General features: G+C 57.7%; 15 protein-coding genes. 6 read left to right on the top strand and 9 right to left on the bottom strand.

The annotated features are described in order from the left end of the window. Positions 1–5: 5 nt before the first annotated feature. The 7 genes from soxB to ACXJGX_RS02090 form a co-directional block, all read right to left on the bottom strand. A complete protein-coding gene (soxB, locus tag ACXJGX_RS02060) occupies positions 6–1,709 on the bottom strand; it encodes a thiosulfohydrolase SoxB (RefSeq protein WP_474778473.1) in 1,704 nt (567 codons plus the stop codon). Between the two features lie 99 nt (positions 1,710–1,808). Beyond that, the gene (gene soxA, locus ACXJGX_RS02065; protein WP_474778474.1) at positions 1,809–2,654 is read right to left on the bottom strand and encodes a sulfur oxidation c-type cytochrome SoxA; all 846 of its coding nucleotides are present in this window, start codon (positions 2,652–2,654) and stop codon (positions 1,809–1,811) included. Between the two features lie 32 nt (positions 2,655–2,686). Further along, the gene (soxZ, locus tag ACXJGX_RS02070; RefSeq protein WP_474778475.1) at positions 2,687–3,016 is read right to left on the bottom strand and encodes a thiosulfate oxidation carrier complex protein SoxZ; all 330 of its coding nucleotides are present in this window, start codon (positions 3,014–3,016) and stop codon (positions 2,687–2,689) included. A gap of 18 nt (positions 3,017–3,034) precedes the next feature. Then, positions 3,035–3,451 carry a thiosulfate oxidation carrier protein SoxY gene (soxY, locus tag ACXJGX_RS02075; RefSeq protein WP_474778476.1) on the bottom strand — a complete coding sequence of 139 codons (417 nt, stop codon included), beginning with the start codon at positions 3,449–3,451 and terminating at the stop codon, positions 3,035–3,037. Between the two features lie 27 nt (positions 3,452–3,478). Beyond that, positions 3,479–3,952, bottom strand: coding sequence for a sulfur oxidation c-type cytochrome SoxX (soxX, locus tag ACXJGX_RS02080; protein ID WP_474778477.1), 474 nt, complete (start codon positions 3,950–3,952; stop codon positions 3,479–3,481). A gap of 106 nt (positions 3,953–4,058) precedes the next feature. Then, a complete protein-coding gene (locus ACXJGX_RS02085) occupies positions 4,059–4,625 on the bottom strand; it encodes a thioredoxin family protein (protein ID WP_474778478.1) in 567 nt (188 codons plus the stop codon). Between the two features lie 11 nt (positions 4,626–4,636). After that, positions 4,637–5,374: a cytochrome c biogenesis CcdA family protein gene (locus ACXJGX_RS02090; protein WP_474778479.1), complete on the bottom strand. Its 738-nt coding sequence runs from the start codon at positions 5,372–5,374 to the stop codon at positions 4,637–4,639. Between the two features lie 45 nt (positions 5,375–5,419). On the opposite strand from ACXJGX_RS02090, the gene ACXJGX_RS02095 reads away from it, so the two are divergent. The 6 genes from ACXJGX_RS02095 (at position 5,420) to ACXJGX_RS02120 (ending at position 16,674) form a co-directional block, all read left to right on the top strand. Beyond that, positions 5,420–5,806 carry a hypothetical protein gene (locus tag ACXJGX_RS02095; protein WP_474778480.1) on the top strand — a complete coding sequence of 129 codons (387 nt, stop codon included), beginning with the start codon at positions 5,420–5,422 and terminating at the stop codon, positions 5,804–5,806. A gap of 131 nt (positions 5,807–5,937) precedes the next feature. After that, positions 5,938–6,273: an ArsR/SmtB family transcription factor gene (locus ACXJGX_RS02100; protein WP_474778481.1), complete on the top strand. Its 336-nt coding sequence runs from the start codon at positions 5,938–5,940 to the stop codon at positions 6,271–6,273. Positions 6,274–6,331: 58 nt separating this feature from the next. Then, the gene (locus ACXJGX_RS02105) at positions 6,332–7,396 is read left to right on the top strand and encodes a YeeE/YedE family protein (RefSeq protein ID WP_474778482.1); all 1,065 of its coding nucleotides are present in this window, start codon (positions 6,332–6,334) and stop codon (positions 7,394–7,396) included. Positions 7,397–7,577: 181 nt separating this feature from the next. Further along, the gene (locus tag ACXJGX_RS02110) at positions 7,578–12,926 is read left to right on the top strand and encodes an alpha-2-macroglobulin family protein (protein ID WP_474778483.1); all 5,349 of its coding nucleotides are present in this window, start codon (positions 7,578–7,580) and stop codon (positions 12,924–12,926) included. Next, a complete protein-coding gene (pbpC, locus tag ACXJGX_RS02115; RefSeq protein WP_474778484.1) occupies positions 12,923–14,959 on the top strand; it encodes a penicillin-binding protein 1C in 2,037 nt (678 codons plus the stop codon). Before ACXJGX_RS02110 ends, pbpC begins: the two co-directional genes overlap by 4 nt. Positions 14,960–15,057: 98 nt before the next feature. Then, positions 15,058–16,674 (top strand): alpha-glucosidase, encoded by a 1,617-nt coding sequence (locus tag ACXJGX_RS02120; protein WP_474778485.1) that lies wholly within the window; start codon positions 15,058–15,060, stop codon positions 16,672–16,674. Here ACXJGX_RS02120 and ACXJGX_RS02125 read toward each other — a convergent pair. Together ACXJGX_RS02125 and glgX are read right to left on the bottom strand one after the other, a co-directional pair. Continuing rightward, complete coding sequence (locus tag ACXJGX_RS02125) at positions 16,671–19,064, bottom strand: glycogen/starch/alpha-glucan phosphorylase (RefSeq protein WP_474778486.1); 2,394 nt, start codon at positions 19,062–19,064, stop codon at positions 16,671–16,673. The two genes, ACXJGX_RS02120 and ACXJGX_RS02125, sit on opposite strands and share 4 nt — an antisense overlap. 156 nt (positions 19,065–19,220) lie before the next feature. Then, a complete protein-coding gene (gene glgX / locus ACXJGX_RS02130; protein ID WP_474779162.1) occupies positions 19,221–21,278 on the bottom strand; it encodes a glycogen debranching protein GlgX in 2,058 nt (685 codons plus the stop codon). Between the last annotated feature and the right edge of the window lie 6 nt (positions 21,279–21,284).

A 21,284-nucleotide genomic window follows, 5' to 3' on the forward strand; every position in this document is an offset into this window, starting at 1 on the left:
TTTCCTTAGGCGCCAACGACTTGGACGGACGTGTTCGGCGCAACCGAAACAGTCCCTTTGTTGCGAATATGGCTTTCGACAACGTCCCAAATATCGGGGCCTTCTGTGCTTTCGTTCACGCTCGCCCAGCCTGCGACCACGTATGTCTTGGCAGGGTCAATTTTTTCGCCGGTCTTCAGCAGGGTCATGTCGGAAATCCGTGCGCCAATCGGTTTGGTGACATCAATCCGGTACCCCATGCCGCCGACCCGCACCATGTCGCCACCCTGTTGATAGTAGGGGTCGGGATTGAACAGGTTATCTGCGACATCTTCCATGATGGTATGAATGAATTCGCCAGTCATTACGGACCGATAAGCCTTGGGGTAGGTCATTGATGTGACATTCCACAGGTCTTCGCGTGTGATGTCCTGACCGGGCATGATCGACGGCCCCCACCGCACACCGGGCGACATCGAAATATCTGCGTCGCGCTCTTCGATCAGCGCCTCACAGATCAGGTCATCCCACGATCCGTTGAAATTCCCGCGGCGATATAAAAGCGTGTCATCGGCGGTTTTGCCCAGAACCTCTGTCAGCGTGTCGATATAGGGTGCGCGTTCCGCGTCAATCGCGGCCGCCACTTCGGCATCAGGTTCGATCACGTCAGAAAAGATCGGGATCAGCTTGTGCCGGAAACCCATCATACGCCCATCGCGCACGTCAAGATCAACGCGGCTGATGAATTTGCCGTTTGAACCGGATGCAATGATGATCGTTTCGCCCACCAATACCGGTTCCGGCAGCGCATCATGCGTGTGGCCAGCCAAAATGACATCAATTCCGGTCACCCGGCTTGCCATCTTTTTGTCAACGTCAAAGCCGTTATGGGACAGGCAAACGACAAGTTCCGCGCCCTTGCTGCGCACCTCATCAACCATTTCTTGCATGTGTTGATCGCGAATACCGAACGAATATTCCGGGAACATCCAGCCCGGGTTAGCGATCGGCATATAAGGGAACGCCTGACCGATCACAGCGATTTTAACACCGCCACGTTCAAAGAACTTATATGGCACAAAATCTTCCGCAGGCTCGTCCCATTCAGCGTCAAAGATATTTTGACCCATCGCCGCAAAGGGCAGATCGCCAATGATTTCGCGGACACGGTCAGACCCAAGCGTGAATTCCCAGTGGAATGTCATCGCGTCAGGTTTCAGCAGGTTCATGACGTTCACGACGTCCTGCCCTTTGGTCTGGTAACAGGTGTAAGACCCGTGCCACGTATCGCCGCCATCCAGCAGCAGGGCATCAGGGCGAGCCGCACGAATGCTATTCACCACAGTCGCAACCCGGTCAAGCCCACCCATCTTGCCATAACTTTTGCCCAGCGCGGCAAAGTCATCGTACGTCAGCGCGTAAGCCGACTGACTGTTGTCTTCGATGCCATAGAGCCTACGGAAATCCGCACCCGTGACGTGAGGCACCTGCCCTTTATTGTCACCGACACCAAGGTTGATTTCAGGTTCGCGGAAATAGATCGGCTTTAGCTGCGCGTGTAGGTCGGTAAGATGGATCAGCGACACATTCCCGAATGTGTCAAAGTCGAGCAGCTGGTTTTGCGTCAAGGCCTGCTGGGCCGCCAATCGGCCCCAATTTCCAAAACCGGATGCGCCGACGATCGCCGACGCGGCCATACCTACCTGTAAAAAGTCACGACGAGAGATCATTGGGTCGGTCCTTTGTTTCAGTTTCATATTCTAAAAACTGAATATTTAAGAAAAGAAGGAACCCGTGACCAGTTTACTAGTCACGGGCAGTCTGGGGGATCAGTTACGGACGGACGGTCCTTCGACGGACAGACCATTCCCGCGGGAAGCGACATAAAGTTCAAGCGCGATGAACTCTTCGGAACCGACGGCATAGGTTTCAGCGCGGGTATCGCGGACACAGCCACGAAAACGCGACTGCACGCCGTTCAGCTTTGCGTTATTCAGACGGTAGGTGGGAAAGCCGTTGATCTGGCCCTGGCTCAGGTGGTCTGCGCGGATGTTGTTGCCATAATTATCTTCGTGGCAGTTCGCGCAAGACAGGTCCAACTGACCCATGCGGGTATAATAAAGATCCCGGCCCTGTTCCCACATCGATTGCGCGGGGCCGTCGATCGCCACGTTCACAATCGTGCCGCGTCCGACCGACGAAATCAGGGCTTCCATGTTGAGCATGTCATCGCCGTCGTATTTCCACGGCTCGGCGCCCATTTGTTCGGTGCGACACCCGTTGATTTGCATCGCCAGTGTGCGGACTTCTTCAGCACCGTCGTTCCATTTTGGATAGCTTGCGCGCACATCGACAAGCGATTCAGCGTCGCCGTGACAGTCCGCACATGATTTACCTTCGCTCCCTTCGGACACAGACCATGCATCACGCGCATCGTCCGCAAAAATCATGCCCGGGTTTTCAAAGTCATCCATTTCCAACGCCTGTGTTTCATCTGATCGAAACACCCAGCCAGAATAGATGGTGTTCAGATTGTCCAGATGCGCAGGCGCATCGGCGCGCACTGTAATTTCGATGTCGCCGTTGATCACCAAATTTGCATCCTCGTCGGCCCGCAACGCGGTAGAGGACAACAACATGAGGGACAATGCCCCACCTTTGATAAGCGTTTTCATGAACATGGCCCTCCCCGGCAATGTTGCGGTCTTTAGTTGACCGCAATCTCTTTGGTGTCGGTATAGACAGACCCGTCGTCGTCGTACCACGTGAATTCAAAGGTCCCCGTTTCAGGCACCACCGATTCAAATTCAAAATACGGGTTCGTCGAAATCGCGGGTTCCAGCGTGATGTCGATCACGTTCTGGCCGTTGAAGTCACAGGTAAACCTGTTGATGATCGAACGTGGTATCAGGTTGCCGTCGCCATCTTTGCGCTGACCAGATTCCATCGGATGGCTGATCAGGGTCTTGATGATAATCACTTCGCCAGCGGTTGCATCCCGAGGGACGCGAACGCGTGGTTTTACATTCTCTGCCATGTCTTTAATTCCTCTAGGTTAGCCGCCGCAGCCGCCGATGGTGACTTTTACTTCTTGGCGGGCTTCGACAAAGCTGCCGTCCGCCATCCGCGCGATCGCGACCACGTCCTGCGTTCCAGCAAGCCGGATACGCGTGGCAGCCATTTGCGATGCGGCCAGCGGACCAAAGGTAAATGTCGCAACAGCCGGTGTCGGGTTCCCCGCCGCAATGATCATGATGGCTTCTGCACCCGGAGCATCGACAGCGATCGGAACTGTATTCCCGTTTTCAGCAATCTCTGGGGCGGTTAAGGTCAAGCCAGCCGTGCCCAGCGCGGCACCGCCTGTGAATGCAGCAATCGCCTCTTCTGCGGCGGCAGCGGCGCGAAGCGGCATCATCGCCACAGCCGCCGACCCCATCGCCAGCATCAGCGTGTGTCTACGCGTCAGTTTCATGGTTTCTCCTGTTCTAAAAAGGCCGGTTCAGTCAGACAGCGTCTGCAGATAGGCCACAACATCTTCGATTTCTTGGGCAGTCAGCAAAGGCGACAAAGGCCCTTCGGCTGCTTTTCCTGTGAACGCATCGCCGGGGCGGTTGAAACCGCTCACCCGGTAAAACGCGGGCATGATCGTCCCGTCGTAGGTCATTTTGGCGTTTGCAATGATCCCACGCAGCTGCGTGACATCCCAGCGATCCGCAACACCATCTAGCGACGGCCCCACCTCTCCGTGGAACGGGTAATCTGCAAGCGCCGTCACCTGATGACAGGCAATGCAGTTGCCTTTGCCGCGCGCGACCATGATTTCCAAACCGGCAGCGGGATCACCCGCCACGCCCGTAAGGGATTCAGCGACCTCACCGTATTCGGAATAAACAACATCATCTGGCGCGACATCGTCAGCAAAAGCGATCGTTGCAAAAGCGGCAAAAGCGCCAGCGGTGATAATACGTTTCATGGTCCCTCCCTGGATCATAGACCCTTGGTGTATACCGTAGCGCACGAACAAAGATTCTCGCAACAACAAAATCATGTATTTGAATGTTTATATGCGATTCTTGAAATTACTCAGTGATTCCAGCTTCTTGGATCATGCGGGCGTGGTACTTTTGGAAAGGCTCGTCGCCCAAATAGCCTTCGTTCAAAACCCACGTCAGCAAATTCAGCGTTGTCCACTTGCCGAAGGCGCCCGGCATCACGGCGACCGCGGCTTGGGTTGCTGTGGCCTCTTCGTCCACGTCGGTTGGAAAGAACATCATCGTCGGGGTAAACAACGCGTTCCAACGGCGCACCATGTCTTTTTCGGCAAGCGTGGTGCCTTCAAAATCGGTCACGTCGATATCGCCGAACATATTGATCTGCACGACATAAAATTGTTCACGCAACATCGCGTCAATCTGCGGATCAGGAAAGACGTCTTCGTGCATTTTCGTGCAGTAAATACAACCGCGCTGTTCGATGATGACCAGCAAACGCTTGCCTTCGGCATTCGCCTCGGCGAGGTCTTCGCGCAGGTCTTTGAAGGTATCGCGCATCCAGTCCGTCTTGTGCAGACCGTCATCCCCAAGCGTCACCGCATAGACCGGCAGCGCCACAATCACGGCGAGTGTCGCCAATAGTTTCCGTAGCATGGGTTTTCTCCCTATCCCAAGTTTCCAAATGACGGCATGACCTGAATCATCCACTGCGCGATGTAGTTCACCGAATTCGTCGCGATCAGGATGGCAAAAATAATCAGCATCACGCCCATGAGTTTTTCCACATACGCCAAGTACCTGCGGTTGCGCTGCAACCAGCGCAGAAACGGGCGCGCGAACAGCGCGGCAACAACAAACGGGGCCGTCATGGCCGCCCCGTAGACAAACAACAGCAGCCCACCCCGCCACACGTCGCCCATGCCGCTGGCGACCATCAAAATTGCCGCCAGCGCCGGACCCACACATGGCGTCCAGCCAAAGCCGAACGCCAAACCCATCAGATATGCACCGACAATCGTGGTGGGCGACGCGCTGCTTTCGATGCGGGCCTCGCGATACAAAAGCGGGATTCGCACCACACCTAAAAAATGCAAACCAAAAAGAAACAAAATCCCCGCCGCAACATACGTGAGCGTGTCACGCCAAGCGCCGAACGTTTGACCCAGCGCCGTCGCCCCCATGCCCAAAAGGACAAAAATGGTTGTGACGCCAAGGGCAAAGAAAACCGCAGAAATCACCAACCTGCGTTGTGCGCCGACGGGAATCCCAGTGCCTTCGCGCAGTTCATTCATCGACAAACCGGCCATGTAACACAGATAGAACGGGACCATAGGCAACACACAGGGTGTGAAAAACGACAACAGCCCCGCGATTGCAGCCCCAAAATATGACACGTCGAGCATATTCGCTTCCTTGATTTGTCCACATATTCATATTAAGATTATTGAATGCGTACACATTTAGCTATCTTTTTCGGCAGCGTCCTGTCGTTGTTTTTGGTCACCCTCCCCGCGCAGGCGGAGGTGCAGTTGATGATGGCCGAAGAAGCAGGGTGTATGTGGTGCGCACGCTGGAACGCCGAAATCGGGTCGATCTACCCGAAAACGGGCGAAGGCGAAGCGGCCCCCTTGCGGCGCGTGGACATCACCAAACCGCTTCCTGATGACATCACGCTGACCCGTCGCGTCACCTTCACGCCGACATTCGTTTTGCTGGTCGACGGATCAGAAGTAAGCCGCATCGAAGGCTACCCCGGGCAGGATTTCTTTTGGGGACTTTTGGGTCAGATGCTGACACAGTCCGAACTTTCCTATCAAATAAAATACGCCGACTAGACGATGGATAGGTCATTTTATGCGTGCCGCAATGTAACACCGCACGACGTGTTGACCCGGCGCAGACTTGATCCGGCTGATAATTTCGGTATTGAGTGCGGAGTTTACATGGTAAAACGGGACCCGTGCTGATGCCACTTCCAATACTCACCGCCGATTTGGAAGATGATCAACTGGATCGCATGATGGATAATGCCACCACCGCGACGAATTACCTAAAGGCCATCAGCCACGAAGGACGGTTGATGATCCTGTGTCATCTCGTCACCGGAGAGAAGTCGGTTACCGAACTCGAGGATCTGCTATCCGCGCGCCAAGCGGCGGTATCCCAGCAACTGGGCCGACTGCGTCTGGAAGGTCTGGTGAAGCCACGCCGCGACGGCAAAACGATTTACTACAGCCTGACCGATGACCGGTCCCGTAAAATTATCGGTCTCGTTTATGAGCTGTTTTGCGAGACGAAGTAACCGGACCGCCCATTTCGCGTAACTGTGCGTCCGGCTTTATACCTTGGGAGGGGTTAGCATGCTTGACGCGTGGGGGGATTCCAACGTTGCGGCAATTGTCGGGCTGTTTGGCGGGGTTGTTCTGGGATTGGCGGCCAGGTTGGGACGGTTCTGTACGCTGGGCGCAATCGAAGATTTTCTTTACGGGGCCAGCGATATGCGTATGCGCATGTGGGGGCTTGCCATTGGCACCGCCATCTTGGGAAGCTTCGGGCTGATGGCCGCTGGGGTGTTCGACCCCGCGAATTCTTTCTACATCGCAGCGCGGTGGTCCCCTGTTGCAAGCGTGGCGGGCGGACTGATGTTTGGCTATGGCATGGCGATTGCGGGAAATTGTGGCTATGGCGCAATCGCACGGTTGGGCGGTGGCGACCTGCGGTCGTTTGTGATTGTCGTTGTGATGGGCATGGCGGCTTATGCCACCATATCGGGGCCGCTGGCACCTTTGCGCATTGTGCTATTTGGTGGCATGTCGCCTGGCGATGCGCCGGCTGGCATTGCACATCTGATCGGCAACCGGTTTGGGTTACCCATTGCGGTTGTCGGTCTCGTCATTGGCGCGGCTATCACGGCATTCGCCCTTGCAAATGCTGACTTTCGGCAGAACCGTCTTGCGCTATTTTGGTCCGTCGCTATGGGTGCTGCGGTGGTATCGGCATGGCTGGGAATGCAATATGTCCAAAGCCATGGATTTGACGATCTTGCGATTGTCGGACACACATTTGCGGCCCCGATAGGTGAGACCATGTTGTATGGGATGACGTCCAGCGCGCGATCGCTGTCATTTGGGATCGGATCGATTGTGGGTGTCTGGTGCGGCGCGTTTATCGGAAGCCTGCTGAAGGGGCATTTCCGGTGGGAAGCCTGCGAAGACCCGCGTGAATTGCGGCGTCAAATTCTGGGCGCCGGCCTGATGGGCGTTGGTGCAGTGGTCGCCGTTGGCTGCAGCGTTGGGCAGGGCCTGTCAGCGTTTTCTCTGCTCGCATTCAGCGCACCTGTGACCTTTGCTGCCATTTTTGCAGGGGCCGCAATCGGCCTGAAACAAATGATCGAAGGGTTCGGACGCGCGGAAAAAATCCTTTAAGTTTCGAATACTGCATATTGCTTTTAATCCCCAGTCTACGCGCGACACGAACAGGAGGTGTGCCCACGTTCGTCCCATACTGTCCCGAACCATGGTCAGGTCTTCCCTACCTTTTGCGAACCTGCGTTGTGACATCGACGGTGCCATGCAATCCTGGGGTTAACCGGAATCGGAGAGCATTATGACCCGCCATTTCATCGCGCTATTTACATCACTCTTATTGACGGGCGCCGTTCCAGCCGCCGCAGATGACACCCCGGTCCCCCAGAAACGGACCATCTATGATTATGGCGTCGATCTTGCCGGGACTGATCTGGCAAATATTTTCGACACCACACTGACTGCCTGCGAGGCCGCATGCCTTAACACCGCATCATGCGAGGCATTTACATTCAATCAGCGCTCGAACGCTTGCTTCCCAAAGCGCGATATCACCGGATCAAGCCCGTATGACGGCGCGATTTCAGGCACGGTTGTTGTCACATCCGCGCGCGTATTGGCAGGCGTGGATGCGCGGATGGCAGAATTGTCGTTCCTGACGCCCGAAGATTTCGCACAGGCTGCCGAGGTGATCAATAGCCGGACATGGCGCCGCGACAACATCAGCGGTCAACAAAGTCGGGCAGCCGCGATCGCGCTGCGCTCTGACCAGCCCCAAGACTGGCTGTACCTCGCGCAGCTTGCCGCAGCAGAGGGCAGCAACATAGCGCAGTTGGCGGTACCCGCATCCATCGCGGCATACCTGCGCGCCACCGATCCCGACACCCAGCGCGCCGCCGCGGTGGATTTGGCAACCCATATGGAACAGCGCGGGCGCGGGCGCACCATGATTGACGCTTTGCGTCTGGCGCAATCGCTGCGGTTTGACCCGCAAACCGAAGTAGCGCTGACCGATGCCATTGGCAAATACGGTTTTCGCGTGGTCGACACGCAGATTGACAGTGACAGCGCGACGCCGCGCATCTGTGCTGTTTTCAGCGAAGATTTGATTGGTGCGGGCACGGATTACGCGCCCTATGTGCAGCTTTCCGATCCGAAATTTGCGGTCTCTGTCAACGATGGCCAGCTTTGTATCGATGGTGTCGTGCATGGGGAACGCTACCGCGTGGTCCTGCGCGACGGCCTGCCTGCGGCAAGTGGCGAAAAGCTGATGCGCGACCAAGAATTGTGGTTCTACGTACGTGACCGTTCGCCCAGCGCGGCCTTTGTGGGGCGGGCCTATGTGCTGCCGCGCTTGGGCGATATCGCGATCCCGCTTGAAACGGTAAACCTGTCTGAATTGACGTTGCACCTGCGCCGAGTCGACGACCGCAACATTCTGCGCGCGGCCCAGGACGGCCTGCTTGGCGCAATGATTTCGCAATACGAAACTGACCGCCTGTCCAGTGATATCGGGTCTGATGTCTGGTCCGGCACAGCCCAGGTTGCAAACGAACTAAACCGCGATGTGCTGACCCGGATTCCCCTTGATGACGCGCTGACGGGTGCACCTGCGGGTGTTTATGTGTTGACCGCAACCGCCGCGACAATCGACAACGACGCCCCCGCCGCAACACAGTGGTTTGTGCTATCGGATCTGGGGGTGGCGACTTATCTGGGCAATGACGGATTAACCGTGGCAGTCCGGTCGCTGGCGGATGCATCGGCCAGTGCGGGTGCGAGCGTAGCATTGATTTCCAACAGCAACACCGTGTTGGCCCGCACCCAAACCGGTGCGGATGGCGTGGTGCATTTTGACGCTGGTCTGACACGTGGGACCGGCGGGAATGCCCCCGCGCTGGTCACGGTCACGATGGGCGACGATATGACCTATCTGTCGCTGACCGAAGCTGCGTTTGATCTGTCCGACCGCGGTGTCGCAGGCCGCGAGCCGAGCCCGCCGATTGATGTGTTTTTGGCAACCGATCGCGGCGCCTACCGCGCGGGCGAAACCATTCACCTGACCGCCCTGATGCGCGATACCACCACAAAGGCGTTGCCCGGTGTTCCCCTGACCGCGATCCTGACCCGCCCCGACGGGGTTGAATACAGCCGCATCACCGCGACCGAAGACGTGGCGGGCGGCCATGTCTTTGCCCTGCCCGTGGCGTCAAAAGCCCCGCGCGGCACATGGCGGATCAGCGTGTTTGCCGACCTTGACGCACCGTCTCTGGCCCGCCAAACGGTGCTAGTCGAAGATTTCTTGCCCGAACGGATCGACTTTGACCTGTCATTGCCAGACCGGATCGCGCTGGGGGATATCCCAATGCTGCGCGTTGATGCCCGCTATCTGTTTGGCGCGGTGGGGGCCGACCTTGGCGTTGAGGGAGAGGCGCTGCTGACTGCTGCACGCAGTCTTGACGGCTATCCCAACTATCGCTTTGGCACCTATGATGCCCGGTTTGAACCCCAGTTGCGCTATCTTGAAGGTGGGACCACCGATGCGGACGGTGTCGCCACACTGGCCGTGGAATTACCTGACCTGCATGCCAGCCAGCCGTTAGAACTGCGCGTCACTGCCCGCGTCACCGAAGGGTCGGGGCGACCCGTTGAACGCCAGATCACCACCCCTGTGCTGCCTGACCAACCGATGATAGGGATCAAGCCGGATTTTGACGGGGTGATCAGCGAGTTCAGCAAAGCCAGCTTTGATCTGATTGCGCTGAACCCTGATCTGACCTCCGCTGACATGCCTGTCCAATGGGCGGTCAACAAGGTCACGACCCGCTATCGCTGGTATTCCTTGAACGGCTACTGGGACTGGGAGCCGATCACGACACGCGAACGCATCGCGTCGGGCATGGCGACATTGGGTGACGGTCCAATCCGCATCAACGCCGATGTCAGCTGGGGCCAGCACGAGGTGGTCGTCGAAGCCACAGGCGCGCAATACGTCTCGGCCTCTGCGGATTTTTATGCGGGCTGGTATGCCCCCGCCAGCACCAACGACACCCCGGATTTGCTTGAGGCGTCGTTGAACGCCGACAGCTATGCCATTGGCGATACGGCCACATTCCGGATTGTGCCCCGCTATGACGGGGTCGCTGTGATCACAGTCATGTCCGACCGTGTGATCCATATGCAAACCGTACCTGTGACCACAGGTGAAAACCTGATCACCCTGCCCGTGACACAAGAATGGGGCGCGGGTGCCTATGTCAGCGCGTCCGTCATCCGGCCGATGGATGTGCAGGCAGGCCACAACCCGGCGCGTGCGCTGGGGCTTGGCTACGCCCAAGTCGCCCCCGGCGATAAAGCGTTGGCCGTCACCCTGTCAGCGCCCGATAAGATGGAACCGCGCGGACCGCTGATGGTCGATCTGCAAGTCGACGGCATTGCCCCCGGCGAGACCGCTTATGTCACCTTGGCGGCGGTGGATTTGGGTATTTTGAACCTGACCGGGTTCGACGCACCGGACCCGCAAGACCACTATTTTGGGCAGCGCAAGCTGGGCGTCGAACTGCGCGACGTCTACGGGCGGCTGATTGACGGGCTGAACGGGGCGATGGGCACCATACGTTCGGGTGGCGATGCGATGGCCCAAGCAGGCATGCAAAGCCCCCCACCGACCGAAGATTTGGTGACATTCTTTACCGGCCCGATCACGATGGATGCCACCGGTCATGCGCAAGTCAGCTTTGACGTGCCGGCCTTTGATGGCACAATTCGATTGATGGCGCTGGCATGGTCGGACCGCGGTGTTGGGCAGGCCAGTCATGATGTTGTTGTACGCGATCCGATCGTGCTGACTGCCAGCGTGCCGCGTTTCATGGCGCCCGGCGACCAAAGCCGGATGTTGCTGGAAATCCAACATGCGGATGGACCTTCAGGAACCGTCGGGATCAATGTGACGGCGGACGGGCTTGCGCTTGCGGGCGCTCTGCCGCCGACGTTTGTTTTGGACCAAGGCGGCAAGCAGGTATTCGAGGTACCGTTTAGCGCCTTTGATCCGGGCGATCACACCCTGCGGGTCGTGCTGACCCTGCCGGACGGTCGCGAGGTTGCGAAAACATTCCGCGTGCCTGTTGTCGTCAATGACCCCGAAATAAGCCGCACCAGCCGATTTGACCTTGACCCAGGGGCGACCTTTACCTTTGACGATGACATTTTTGCCGGGCTTGTCAGTGGTACAGGACATGCAACGCTGACAGTTGGGCCGCTGGCGCAATTCGATGTGCCGGGTCTGATCAGTATGCTGGATCGCTATCCCTATGGCTGCACCGAACAGATTACATCGCGGGCGATGCCGCTGCTTTATCTCAATGACGTGGCGACTGTGATGGGGCTGGCCGAGACCAGCAAGATTACGGACAGGATCACCACCGCCATCGCAGAGGTGACAGCCAACCAAGCGGCCAATGGCGGGTTTGGTTTGTGGCAGCCGTCTTCGGGTGATCTGTGGCTCGATGCCTATGTCACCGACTTTTTGTCGCGTGCGCGTGCGGCCAGCTATGCGGTGCCAAACATCGCCTTTGACAATGCGATCGATAACCTGCGCAACGCGGTCAACTATTACCCCGACTTTGACGACGGCGGGGATGATCTGGCCTATGCGCTTTATGTTCTTGCCCGCGAGGGTCAGGCGGCGGTTGGTGACCTGCGGTATTATGCCGACGAAAAGCCAGAGGCCTTTAACACCCCACTGGCCTATGCCCAATTGGGTGCAGCGCTTGCGCAATATGGCGATCAACGCCGCGCTGATCGGCTGTTTTCCAGCGCCAGTGGCTGGTTGGTGCGCGCATTAGACGCCGATGAACCCCGCACGTGGCGCAACGATTATGGCACCAATCGCCGTGATATTGCTGCCGTACTGACCTTAGCGGCAGAGGCGGGCAGCAGCGTGGTGGACCGCGAACGGCTTGTGCCGGCTGTGACCCGCTATCAACCCTATGTCTCCACCCAAGAGGCCGCGTGGACGCTTTTGGCCGCAAATGCGTTGATCCGCGACAGTGGCAATGGTGGCGTCACCGTCAATGGCGATTTATCCGACGGACCCGTGGTGCAGATGCGCAGCGCGGGTTCTGGTGCCGCCCCTGTTGTGATCGCGCATAGCGGGCGCGCAGCGACGGATATCACGATCACAACCTTTGGTGTGCCCGCGCAGCCAGAGCCCGCAGGCGGTCGTGGCTATGCGATCGACCGCGCCTATTACACGATGGACGGCGCGGCGACGTCTCTGGCAGGTCTGGTGACAGGCACGCGGCTGGTGACGGTGCTGACCGTCCAGCCGTTTGGCCCCCAAGAGGCCCGGTTGATGGTAAACGACCCGCTGCCTGCCGGGCTTGAGATCGACAACCCGAACCTGATCCAAGGCGGTGATATCGAAGCGTTGGAATGGCTGGATCTGACCAGCCCCGAAAACGCGCAATTCCTGAATGACAGGTTCCTTGCCGCGGTCGATTGGCGGTCCGAGGACCCCTTCCAATTGGCCTATATCGTACGTGCCGTGTCACCGGGTACTTTCCATCACCCCGCCGCATCGGTCGAAGACATGTACCGCCCCGACATGCGGGCGCGCACCGATACGGGCCAGATGTCCATTCTGCCGTGATCCGCTGGGTTCTGGCTCTTGCCGCGGGTCTCTGGGCGGCGGCGGCGGCACGCGACGGCGTGGATCGTTGGGTTGACGCGACGGTTTTGCCATCGCTTGCGCTGACCACCAGCGTCGAAGTCGTTGACCGCAACGGCGATCTTTTGCGCGCCTATACAATGGCAGACGGGCGTTGGCGGTTGCCGGTAAGTTTACACGCGGTTGACCCAACGTATCTGGCGCTGCTGATCCGGTACGAAGACAAGCGGTTTTACGATCATGGCGGGGTTGACCCGTTGGCGATGCTGCGCGCATTGGGTCAAGCCCTGCGCAGCGGGCGTGTGGTGTCAGGCGGGTCGACCCTGACGATGCAGGTCGCGCGTTTGCTTGAAAATGGCGGCACGGGCGAAATCGCGGGCAAATTGCGGCAAATCCGCGTGGCGCTGGCGCTGGAAAGACAGATCAGCAAGGATGATATCCTGACGCTTTATCTGAACCACGCGCCATTTGGCGGCAATATCGAAGGGGTGCGCGCGGCATCCTATGCGTATTTCGACCGCGCGCCGTGGCTTTTGACGACAGCGCAGGCGGCGCTTTTGGTCGCCCTGCCCCAGTCGCCCGAAACGCGCCGTCCGGATCGCGCGGCGACAGCGGCGACGGAGGCGCGCAATGCCGTGTTGACGCGCCTGTTGGAAAATGGCGCGATTAATTCCGAGCGCTATCGCAGCGCAACACGCGACCCGGTCAGCAGCACGCGTCACAGTTTTCCAGCCCTTGCGCCGCATTTTGCGGATCGGGCCGTTGCCGCCAATCCGCAAAATACACGGCACCAGCTGACGCTGGACCGCACGGTGCAAGCAGCGTTGGAACGCCTTGCCGCCGACGCCGTAGCGCAACGGTCCGACCGTGTTCAGGTCGCCATTGTCGTGGCAGACCACCAAACCGGCGAAATCATCGCATCCGTCGGATCGGCAGCCTATCAGGCGGACGGGCGCGCGGGATTTATGGACCTGACCCAAGCCGTCCGGTCGCCGGGATCGACGTTAAAGCCGCTGATCTACGGGTTGGGATTTGACCAAGGGCTGATCCACCCCGAAACCCTGATCGCGGATCGCCCGACCGATTTTGACGGCTATCAGCCGCAGAATTTTGACGGGATGTTTCGCGGTGAATTGCGCGTGCGCAGCGCCTTGCAACAATCGCTGAACATCCCCGCCGTTGCCGTAACCCAAGCCTTGGGGCCGCACCATTTAGTTGCCGGCATGCGCCGCGCCGGCATGGACCCGCAGATCCCCGGCGGCGCGCCAGGTTTGGCGGTCGCATTGGGGGGCGTTGGGGTGACGCTGACTGAACTGGTCCAGCTTTACGGCGCAATCGGGAATGACGGACGGGCGGTTGATCTGCGCGGAGATGCGCAATCCACCCCCGGTTTCCAGCCGCAGGTCGTAATGAACCCAGTCGCGGCATGGCAGGTCGCAGATATTTTGCTGGAGACCCCCCGCCCCCGCGGCGTTCAAGCCACGGGTATCGCCTATAAAACCGGCACCTCCTACGGGCACCGCGATGCATGGGCCGTGGGGTTTGACGGCCAGCATGTCGTCGGCGTCTGGATGGGGCGTGCGGATGGCACGCCCGTGCCCGGTGCGTTTGGCGGCGATCTCGCGGCCCCTGTGATGTTTGCGGCGTTTGCACGTGTCAAACCTGCCGTCACGCCGATCAAGGCACCGCCGCGCGCCACGCTTTTGGTCACAAACGCGCAGCTGCCGCAACATTTGCGCCAGTTTGGTCAGCAACAGCAGAACACTGTCCCCGGTCCCAGCATCGCCTTTCCGCCGGATGGCGCCATTTTGCAAGGCAGCGATCTGACGCTCAAGGTGCGCGATGGTTTGCCGCCTTATGTCTGGCTGTTGAACGGGGCGCCAATCGCGCAAAGCTATCGCTCGCAAGTCGATTTATCCGACATCGGTCAAGGTTTTGCTGCGATCACAGTGATCGATGCCACAGGACAGTCTGAACAGGCCCAGATCGAGATCCAACCCGACGCTGCACGATGAAATATTGTGCGGCGCGACGCGGCATACAATTTAAAATCTTTCCGCCCTTTCCATCACAACGGTGACTGCTAAAGATAAAGCAAACGAGGGGTGTTTGAATGAACGAGTGGTGGCGCAGCGCGATTGTATATCAGGTCTATCCACGGTCCTACCAAGATGACGACGGCGATGGTGTTGGCGACCTCAGGGGAATTACGCGCCGACTGGATTACATTGCCGAACTGGGTGTCGATTGCATCTGGCTTTCGCCTATTTTTGCCTCGCCGCAAGCGGACATGGGCTATGATGTGTCCGACTATACGGCCATTGATCCTTTGTTCGGGGATCTTGACGACTTTGACACGCTGATCGAACAAGCGCACGCGCGCGGTCTTAAGGTGATCGTGGACCAAGTGTTGTCGCATACCTCGGAGCAGCACGACTGGTTCAAACAATCCCGCACCAGCCGCGACAACGACAAAGCGGACTGGTACGTCTGGGCCGATCCTTTGCCCGACGGGTCGCCACCGACAAATTGGCACAGCCATTTTGGTGGCCCTGCTTGGGAATTCGATCCCCAGCGCGGGCAATATTACCTGCATAACTTTCTCGCATCGCAGCCAGACCTGAATTTCCACAATCCCGATGTTGTCGATGCGATTTTGGCGACCTGCAAGTTCTGGCTGGATCGCGGGCTTGACGGGTTCCGGCTGGATACCGTGAACTATTACTTTCACGACCAAAAACTGCGGTCCAACCCCCCAGCGCAAGCCAAGCCGCAGGTGATGGCCACCGACCTTTATGGGATGCAGAATAACATTTACAACAAAACACGCCCCGAAAACATAGGGTTTCTGGAACGGTTGCGCGCACTGACGGATCAATATCCGGACATCATGATGGTTGGCGAAGTCGGCGAGATGGGGCATCGGTCGATCGAAATCATGGGCGAATACACCCAAGGCACCAACCGCCTGCACATGGCGTATAGTTTTGCGATGCTCGGCCCCGATTTCAACGCGGAGCATTTTCAAAACTGCATTCAGGGATTTCAGCGCGGCGCGCCTGACGGCCATCCCTATTGGTCGTTCAGCAACCACGATGTGCCCCGACAAGTAACGCGGTGGGCCGAACATGCGGTGTCTGATGACAGCATGGCCCGTCTTGCCTGCGCGATGCTGATGTCTTTTGAAGGCACCATTGGCATCTATCAGGGCGAAGAGCTGGGCCAGACCGAAACCGATCTGGTTTTTGAGGAACTGACCGATCCGCCAGCGATCCGCTATTGGCCGGCTGTCAAAGGTCGTGATGGCTGCCGGACGCCGATGGTGTGGGAAAAGGATGCGCCGAACGCTGGGTTTTCAACGGGTACGCCTTGGCTGCCGGTCAAGGCACCGCAGGCCGCAAAGGCCGTGGATCAGCAAGGCAGCGACGGCATCCTGTCGTATTACAAGGACGTGATCGCCCGCCGCAAAGCAAGCCCTGCATTGACACGCGGTACGACGACGTTCTTACAATTGCCGGAACCCCTGCTTGCCTTCACCCGCGAGGCCGATGCTGAAACGCTGACCTGTGTGTTCAACCTATCAACTGAAACCCAAATTCTGCGTCTGACAGGCGACAGTGCGATCAGTTTTGGCAACGCCGCCACGCTGGATGCAAACATATTGACCCTTGCCGGGAACGGGTTTGTATATCTGTCGCATGGCGCGGGGTTTGGGGCGGCGATGGCCTAGGACAGGCTTTTGGTGTTCCAGATGTCTTTCATATATCCTCTGATCGTGCGGTCAGAGGAAAAGAAACCTGCGCCAGCGATGTTGCGCAGCGCAAGCGTTTTCCAGTGGTCACGATCGGCAAATGCGTGATCAACGTCACCCTGACGCGCGCAGTAACTGTCGAAATCTGATGCAACAAGGAATGGATCGTGGTTCCACATGGAATCCACCAGCCCGTGATAGCGCGCTTTGTCGTCCGGGCTAAATCGGCCTTCGACGATCATCTGCAAGATATCTTGCAGCGCTGGGCTGGCCAGGATCGCCGCGCGGGCGTGACCGGGAACACAGGACCGTTCCTGTGCCTCTGCCGCTGTCATGCCAAACAGAAAAAAGTTTTCTGCGCCGACCTGTTCGCGGATTTCGACATTGGCACCATCAAGCGTGCCGATCGTCATCGCACCGTTCATGGTGAATTTCATGTTGCCGGTGCCGGATGCCTCTTTTCCAGCTGTCGAAATCTGTTCGGACAGGTCCGTCGCCGGAATCAGCCGCTCTGCCAGCGAAACGTTGTAGTTGGCAGGGTATATCACCTTAAGCAATCCGCCGGTCACCGGGTCGGCATTGATGGTTTGCGCGACATCGTTGATCAAGTGGATAATTTCCTTGGCGGCGTGGTAGCCCGGCGCGGCCTTGCCGCCAAATATCTTGACACGGGGCGTCCAGTTGCCATGGGGATTTGCACGAATAGCAGACCAGCGCGCAATCGTTTCGAACACATTCATCAGCTGGCGCTTGTATTCATGCATCCGCTTGATTTGCACGTCGTACATCGCATCAGGATCAAGCGTGACACCCATTTTTTCGGCGGCCCAATTGGACAAGGCCACCTTGTTATGGCGTTTCGCGTCACTGATGGCGTCGCGCACACTGCGGTCCGTCGCATGTGCGTTTAACCCCGCAAGGCGGTCCAGATCATCTTCCCAACCTGCACCGATGATATCCGTCAACACCGCTGACAAAGCAGGGTTCGACATCCGCAACCAGCGCCGTGGCGTCACACCATTGGTCTGGTTGATCACACGTGCAGGATAAAGGGCATTCAGGCCCGAAAAGACGGTATCTTTCATCAGTTGCGTGTGCAGCGCCGACACCCCGTTGACATGGGACGCCATTACAAATGCCAACGTTCCCATGTGCACCTGATCGTGGCTGACGATTGCCAGCGCCTCTGCACAATTTGTCGCCGATTGATGGTCGTGGTCGATGCGTTCAATAATTTGCATGTGGCGCGGCAGAACCCGCCCCATCAACCACGTCGACCACGTTTCAAGGGCTTCGGGCAGCAGCGTGTGATTGGTGTAGTTCAGGCAGCCAACAGCGATACGTTTCGCGCTATCCCAATCCAACCCGTGGACGTCGATCAACAGGCGTAACAACTCTGGTCCTGCCAGCGCGGGATGTGTGTCGTTCATCTGGATCGCAACCTTTTCCGGCAGCAATGTCAGGTCGTCATACTCGCTCAGGAAGCGGCGCAAAATATCCTGAAGCGCGGCGGACGTCAGGAAAAATTCCTGCTTGAGCCGCAATTCTTTGCCGCTATCGGTCGTGTCCTCCGGGTAAAGCACCCGCGACAGCGTACGCGCCAATGCCTCTGGCGCGGCGGCGGCTGTGTGGTCGCCAGCATTAAATCGGGCAAGGTCGAATAATTCGGTGGGATGCGCACCCCACAGGCGCAGCGTGTTCGCCCATTTCCCCTGCCAGCCCACAACCGGCATATCATAGGCGCGCGCATAGACTGTTTCAGCCGGGTGCCAGACCGATCGTCCATCAACACGGTCGACGTGCCCCTTGAACGGGATCGTATAGCGGGCTTCGGGGCGTTCGAATTCCCATGGATGCGGCTGATTCAGCCAATCTTCGGGATGTTCGACCTGGCGTCCGCTTTCAAAGCTTTGGCGGAACAGCCCGTGTTCGTAGCGGATGCCGTACCCGTATGCCGGACAGGCCAGTGTTGCCATGCTTTCCAGGCAACACGCCGCCAATCGCCCCAGACCGCCATTGCCCAGCGCCGCATCAGGTTCATCGCCAATGACGTCGCGCAGCAGGATCCCTTCTGCCGACAAGACGTCATTCACAACATCAAACAGCCCCAAGTTCACCATCGCATCACCCAGGATGCGCCCGATCAAAAACTCGAGCGATAGATAGTAAACACGCTTGCCTTGTGCCTCGTAGGTCTTGCGCGTGGCTGCAAACCAAGGCGCGATAATCAGATCGCGGACGCTATAGCTGACGGCCATGCGCCAATCATAAAGGCTGGCGTGCGGTTTATCCTTGCCCAATGTGTATGTCAGATGCTGCGTGATACGGGCGCCAAGCGCGTCCGCTGACAAACTATTCATTGCGTTCATCAAAATCCCTATCCGGTCTTATTCAGGCGCGTGCGCGCGACATATACTGCGCGCACTATACCATCGGCGCACGTCCTAGAAGCCATTTGAACGTGCATTGCAAGCCACCCTGTTCTTGCGCGCCTGATGCGGACGATTCAGCGGCGCCTTTGACGTCTATTCCCCTGTTTCATGCGAGAAAACGACAACCGCATCAGCGGCAACCTCCATGCCTTTGGTGACCTTGATGGCGTCATCTTGGCTGGTGTCGAAACGGCGGACCCACGTATCGCCATCCGGAAGTGCGGGCGGGATGATTTCAACGGCAGGACCACGATTGAGAACAACCAACAACGCACCTTCGCGCTGCACATATTCAGGGGTGCCTGATGCCATGCGCATTTCAGCCACCAAGATATCCAGTGCGGGGTCGTCCCAATCGGCCTGCCGCATGGCTTCGCCGTTGGCACGCCGCCAAAACAGATCCGGCTCTCCGTCAATAAGACGTTGGCGCGAATGCAAAAACCGTTTCTGACGCAAAAGCGGATGCATGCGGCGGAACGCAATCGCTTGTTGGCAAAACGTAAAAAACGGGTCGTCTTTTTCGGGCCAGTTCACCCAGCCAATTTCGTTGTCTTGGCAATAAGCGTTGTTATTCCCGCCTTGCGAGTTACTTAATTCGTCGCCCGCCAAGATCATCGGGGTGCCTTGCGACAGCATCAACGTCGCCATCAGGTTACGTTTGCGCCTGATCCGCGCGGCCATGATATCGCAATCTTCGGTTGGGCCTTCGACACCCATATTGTCAGAATGATTGTTGGAATGACCGTCCCGGTTTTCTTCGCCGTTGGCCAGATTATTTTTCTCTGAATAGCTCACTGTATCTTCTAAGGTGAAACCATCATGGGCGGTAAGAAAATTCAGTGACGATGTTGCGGACCTGCCATCGTGGTCAAAAAACTGCGCCGATCCCGCAAGGCGCGCGGCCACATCAGCGACCTTGCCACGATCACCCCGCCAGAATTCGCGCACATTGTCGCGAAATTTGTCATTCCATTCCGCAAAGGGTGCAGGATATGCGCCCAATTGATATCCGCCCGGGCCGATGTCCCAAGGTTCGGCGATCAGTTTGACACGGTTCAGCACAGGGTCTTGGCCAATGGCCCGGAAAAACGGCCCGTCGCGCTCGAACCCGTGCCGCGTACGGCCAAGCGCGGAACACAGGTCAAACCGGAAGCCATCAACGTGCATGACCTCGACCCAATAGCGCAGACTGTCCATCACCAGCCGGATCACAAACGGGTTCTCAAAATCAAGCGTGTTCCCACAGCCAGCGTCATCGATGTAATACCGCGGATCGTCTGCCAAGCGGTAATAGCTGGCATTATCAAGACCCCGGAACATCAGCGTCGGTCCCATTTCGGACCCTTCGGCAGTGTGATTATAAACCACATCAAGGATTATCTCGATCCCTGCTGAATGAAACCGCTGCACCATCTGCTGAAACTCGGCAATGTCCGCGCCTTGCATGTAGCGCGGATCAGGGGCGAAAAAGCCGTAGGTCATATAGCCCCAATAATTCGTCAGCCCGCGATCAAGAAGAAATTTTTCATTTATGAATGCCTGCACAGGCAACAGTTCAACGGCGGTGACGCCAAGATTATTAAGATGCTCAAGGATCGGATCAGACGCCATCGCCAGATAAGTACCCGCGCCCGGAATGTCCTTGCGGCCAGCTGTCAGACCTTTGACATGGGCCTCATAGATGATCGTGCTTTCCAATGAATGGCGTGGCCTAGGCGTATCATCCCATTTGAACACCGGATCTACAACAACACTGCGCGGCATAAACGGCGCACTGTCGGTCTTGTCAAAGCTCAGGTCTTTGTCCTTGTGCCCTGTTTGATACCCGAACAACGCGTTGTGCCATGTGGGGTGACCCGTCAGCCGTTTGGCGTAGGGATCAATCAGCAGCTTATAGGGGTTAAAACGATGCCCTTCTTTGGGGGCATAAGGACCGTCCATGCGAAACCCGTACTGCTGGCCCGCCCGCATCCCCGGAAAATAGCCATGCCAGACGTGGCCTTCACGTTCTGGCAGTGTCACGATCTGATTTTCATTGCCGTCATCATCGAACAGGCACAGCATGACTTTTGTGGCGTGTCGCGAGAACACGGCGAAATTGACGCCTTCGCTGTCGACTGTCGCACCTAACGGCGAGGGGTGACCGGGCATGATCGG

The organism is Yoonia sp. SWMV100, assembly GCF_056108365.1.

Excerpts from the sequence above, each read along its gene's own strand:
- soxB (WP_474778473.1), bottom strand. The coding sequence starts at position 1,709 with ATGATCTCTCGTCGTGACTTTTTACAGGTAGGTATGGCCGCGTCGGCG.
- soxA (WP_474778474.1), bottom strand. The coding sequence starts at position 2,654 with ATGAAAACGCTTATCAAAGGTGGGGCATTGTCCCTCATGTTGTTGTCC.
- soxZ (WP_474778475.1), bottom strand. The coding sequence starts at position 3,016 with ATGGCAGAGAATGTAAAACCACGCGTTCGCGTCCCTCGGGATGCAACC.
- soxY (WP_474778476.1), bottom strand. The coding sequence starts at position 3,451 with ATGAAACTGACGCGTAGACACACGCTGATGCTGGCGATGGGGTCGGCG.
- soxX (WP_474778477.1), bottom strand. The coding sequence starts at position 3,952 with ATGAAACGTATTATCACCGCTGGCGCTTTTGCCGCTTTTGCAACGATC.
- ACXJGX_RS02085 (WP_474778478.1), bottom strand. The coding sequence starts at position 4,625 with ATGCTACGGAAACTATTGGCGACACTCGCCGTGATTGTGGCGCTGCCG.
- ACXJGX_RS02090 (WP_474778479.1), bottom strand. The coding sequence starts at position 5,374 with ATGCTCGACGTGTCATATTTTGGGGCTGCAATCGCGGGGCTGTTGTCG.
- ACXJGX_RS02095 (WP_474778480.1), top strand. The coding sequence starts at position 5,420 with ATGCGTACACATTTAGCTATCTTTTTCGGCAGCGTCCTGTCGTTGTTT.
- ACXJGX_RS02100 (WP_474778481.1), top strand. The coding sequence starts at position 5,938 with ATGCCACTTCCAATACTCACCGCCGATTTGGAAGATGATCAACTGGAT.
- ACXJGX_RS02105 (WP_474778482.1), top strand. The coding sequence starts at position 6,332 with ATGCTTGACGCGTGGGGGGATTCCAACGTTGCGGCAATTGTCGGGCTG.
- ACXJGX_RS02110 (WP_474778483.1), top strand. The coding sequence starts at position 7,578 with ATGACCCGCCATTTCATCGCGCTATTTACATCACTCTTATTGACGGGC.
- ACXJGX_RS02120 (WP_474778485.1), top strand. The coding sequence starts at position 15,058 with ATGAACGAGTGGTGGCGCAGCGCGATTGTATATCAGGTCTATCCACGG.
- ACXJGX_RS02125 (WP_474778486.1), bottom strand. The coding sequence starts at position 19,064 with ATGAACGCAATGAATAGTTTGTCAGCGGACGCGCTTGGCGCCCGTATC.
- glgX (WP_474779162.1), bottom strand. The coding sequence starts at position 21,278 with ATGCCCGGTCACCCCTCGCCGTTAGGTGCGACAGTCGACAGCGAAGGC.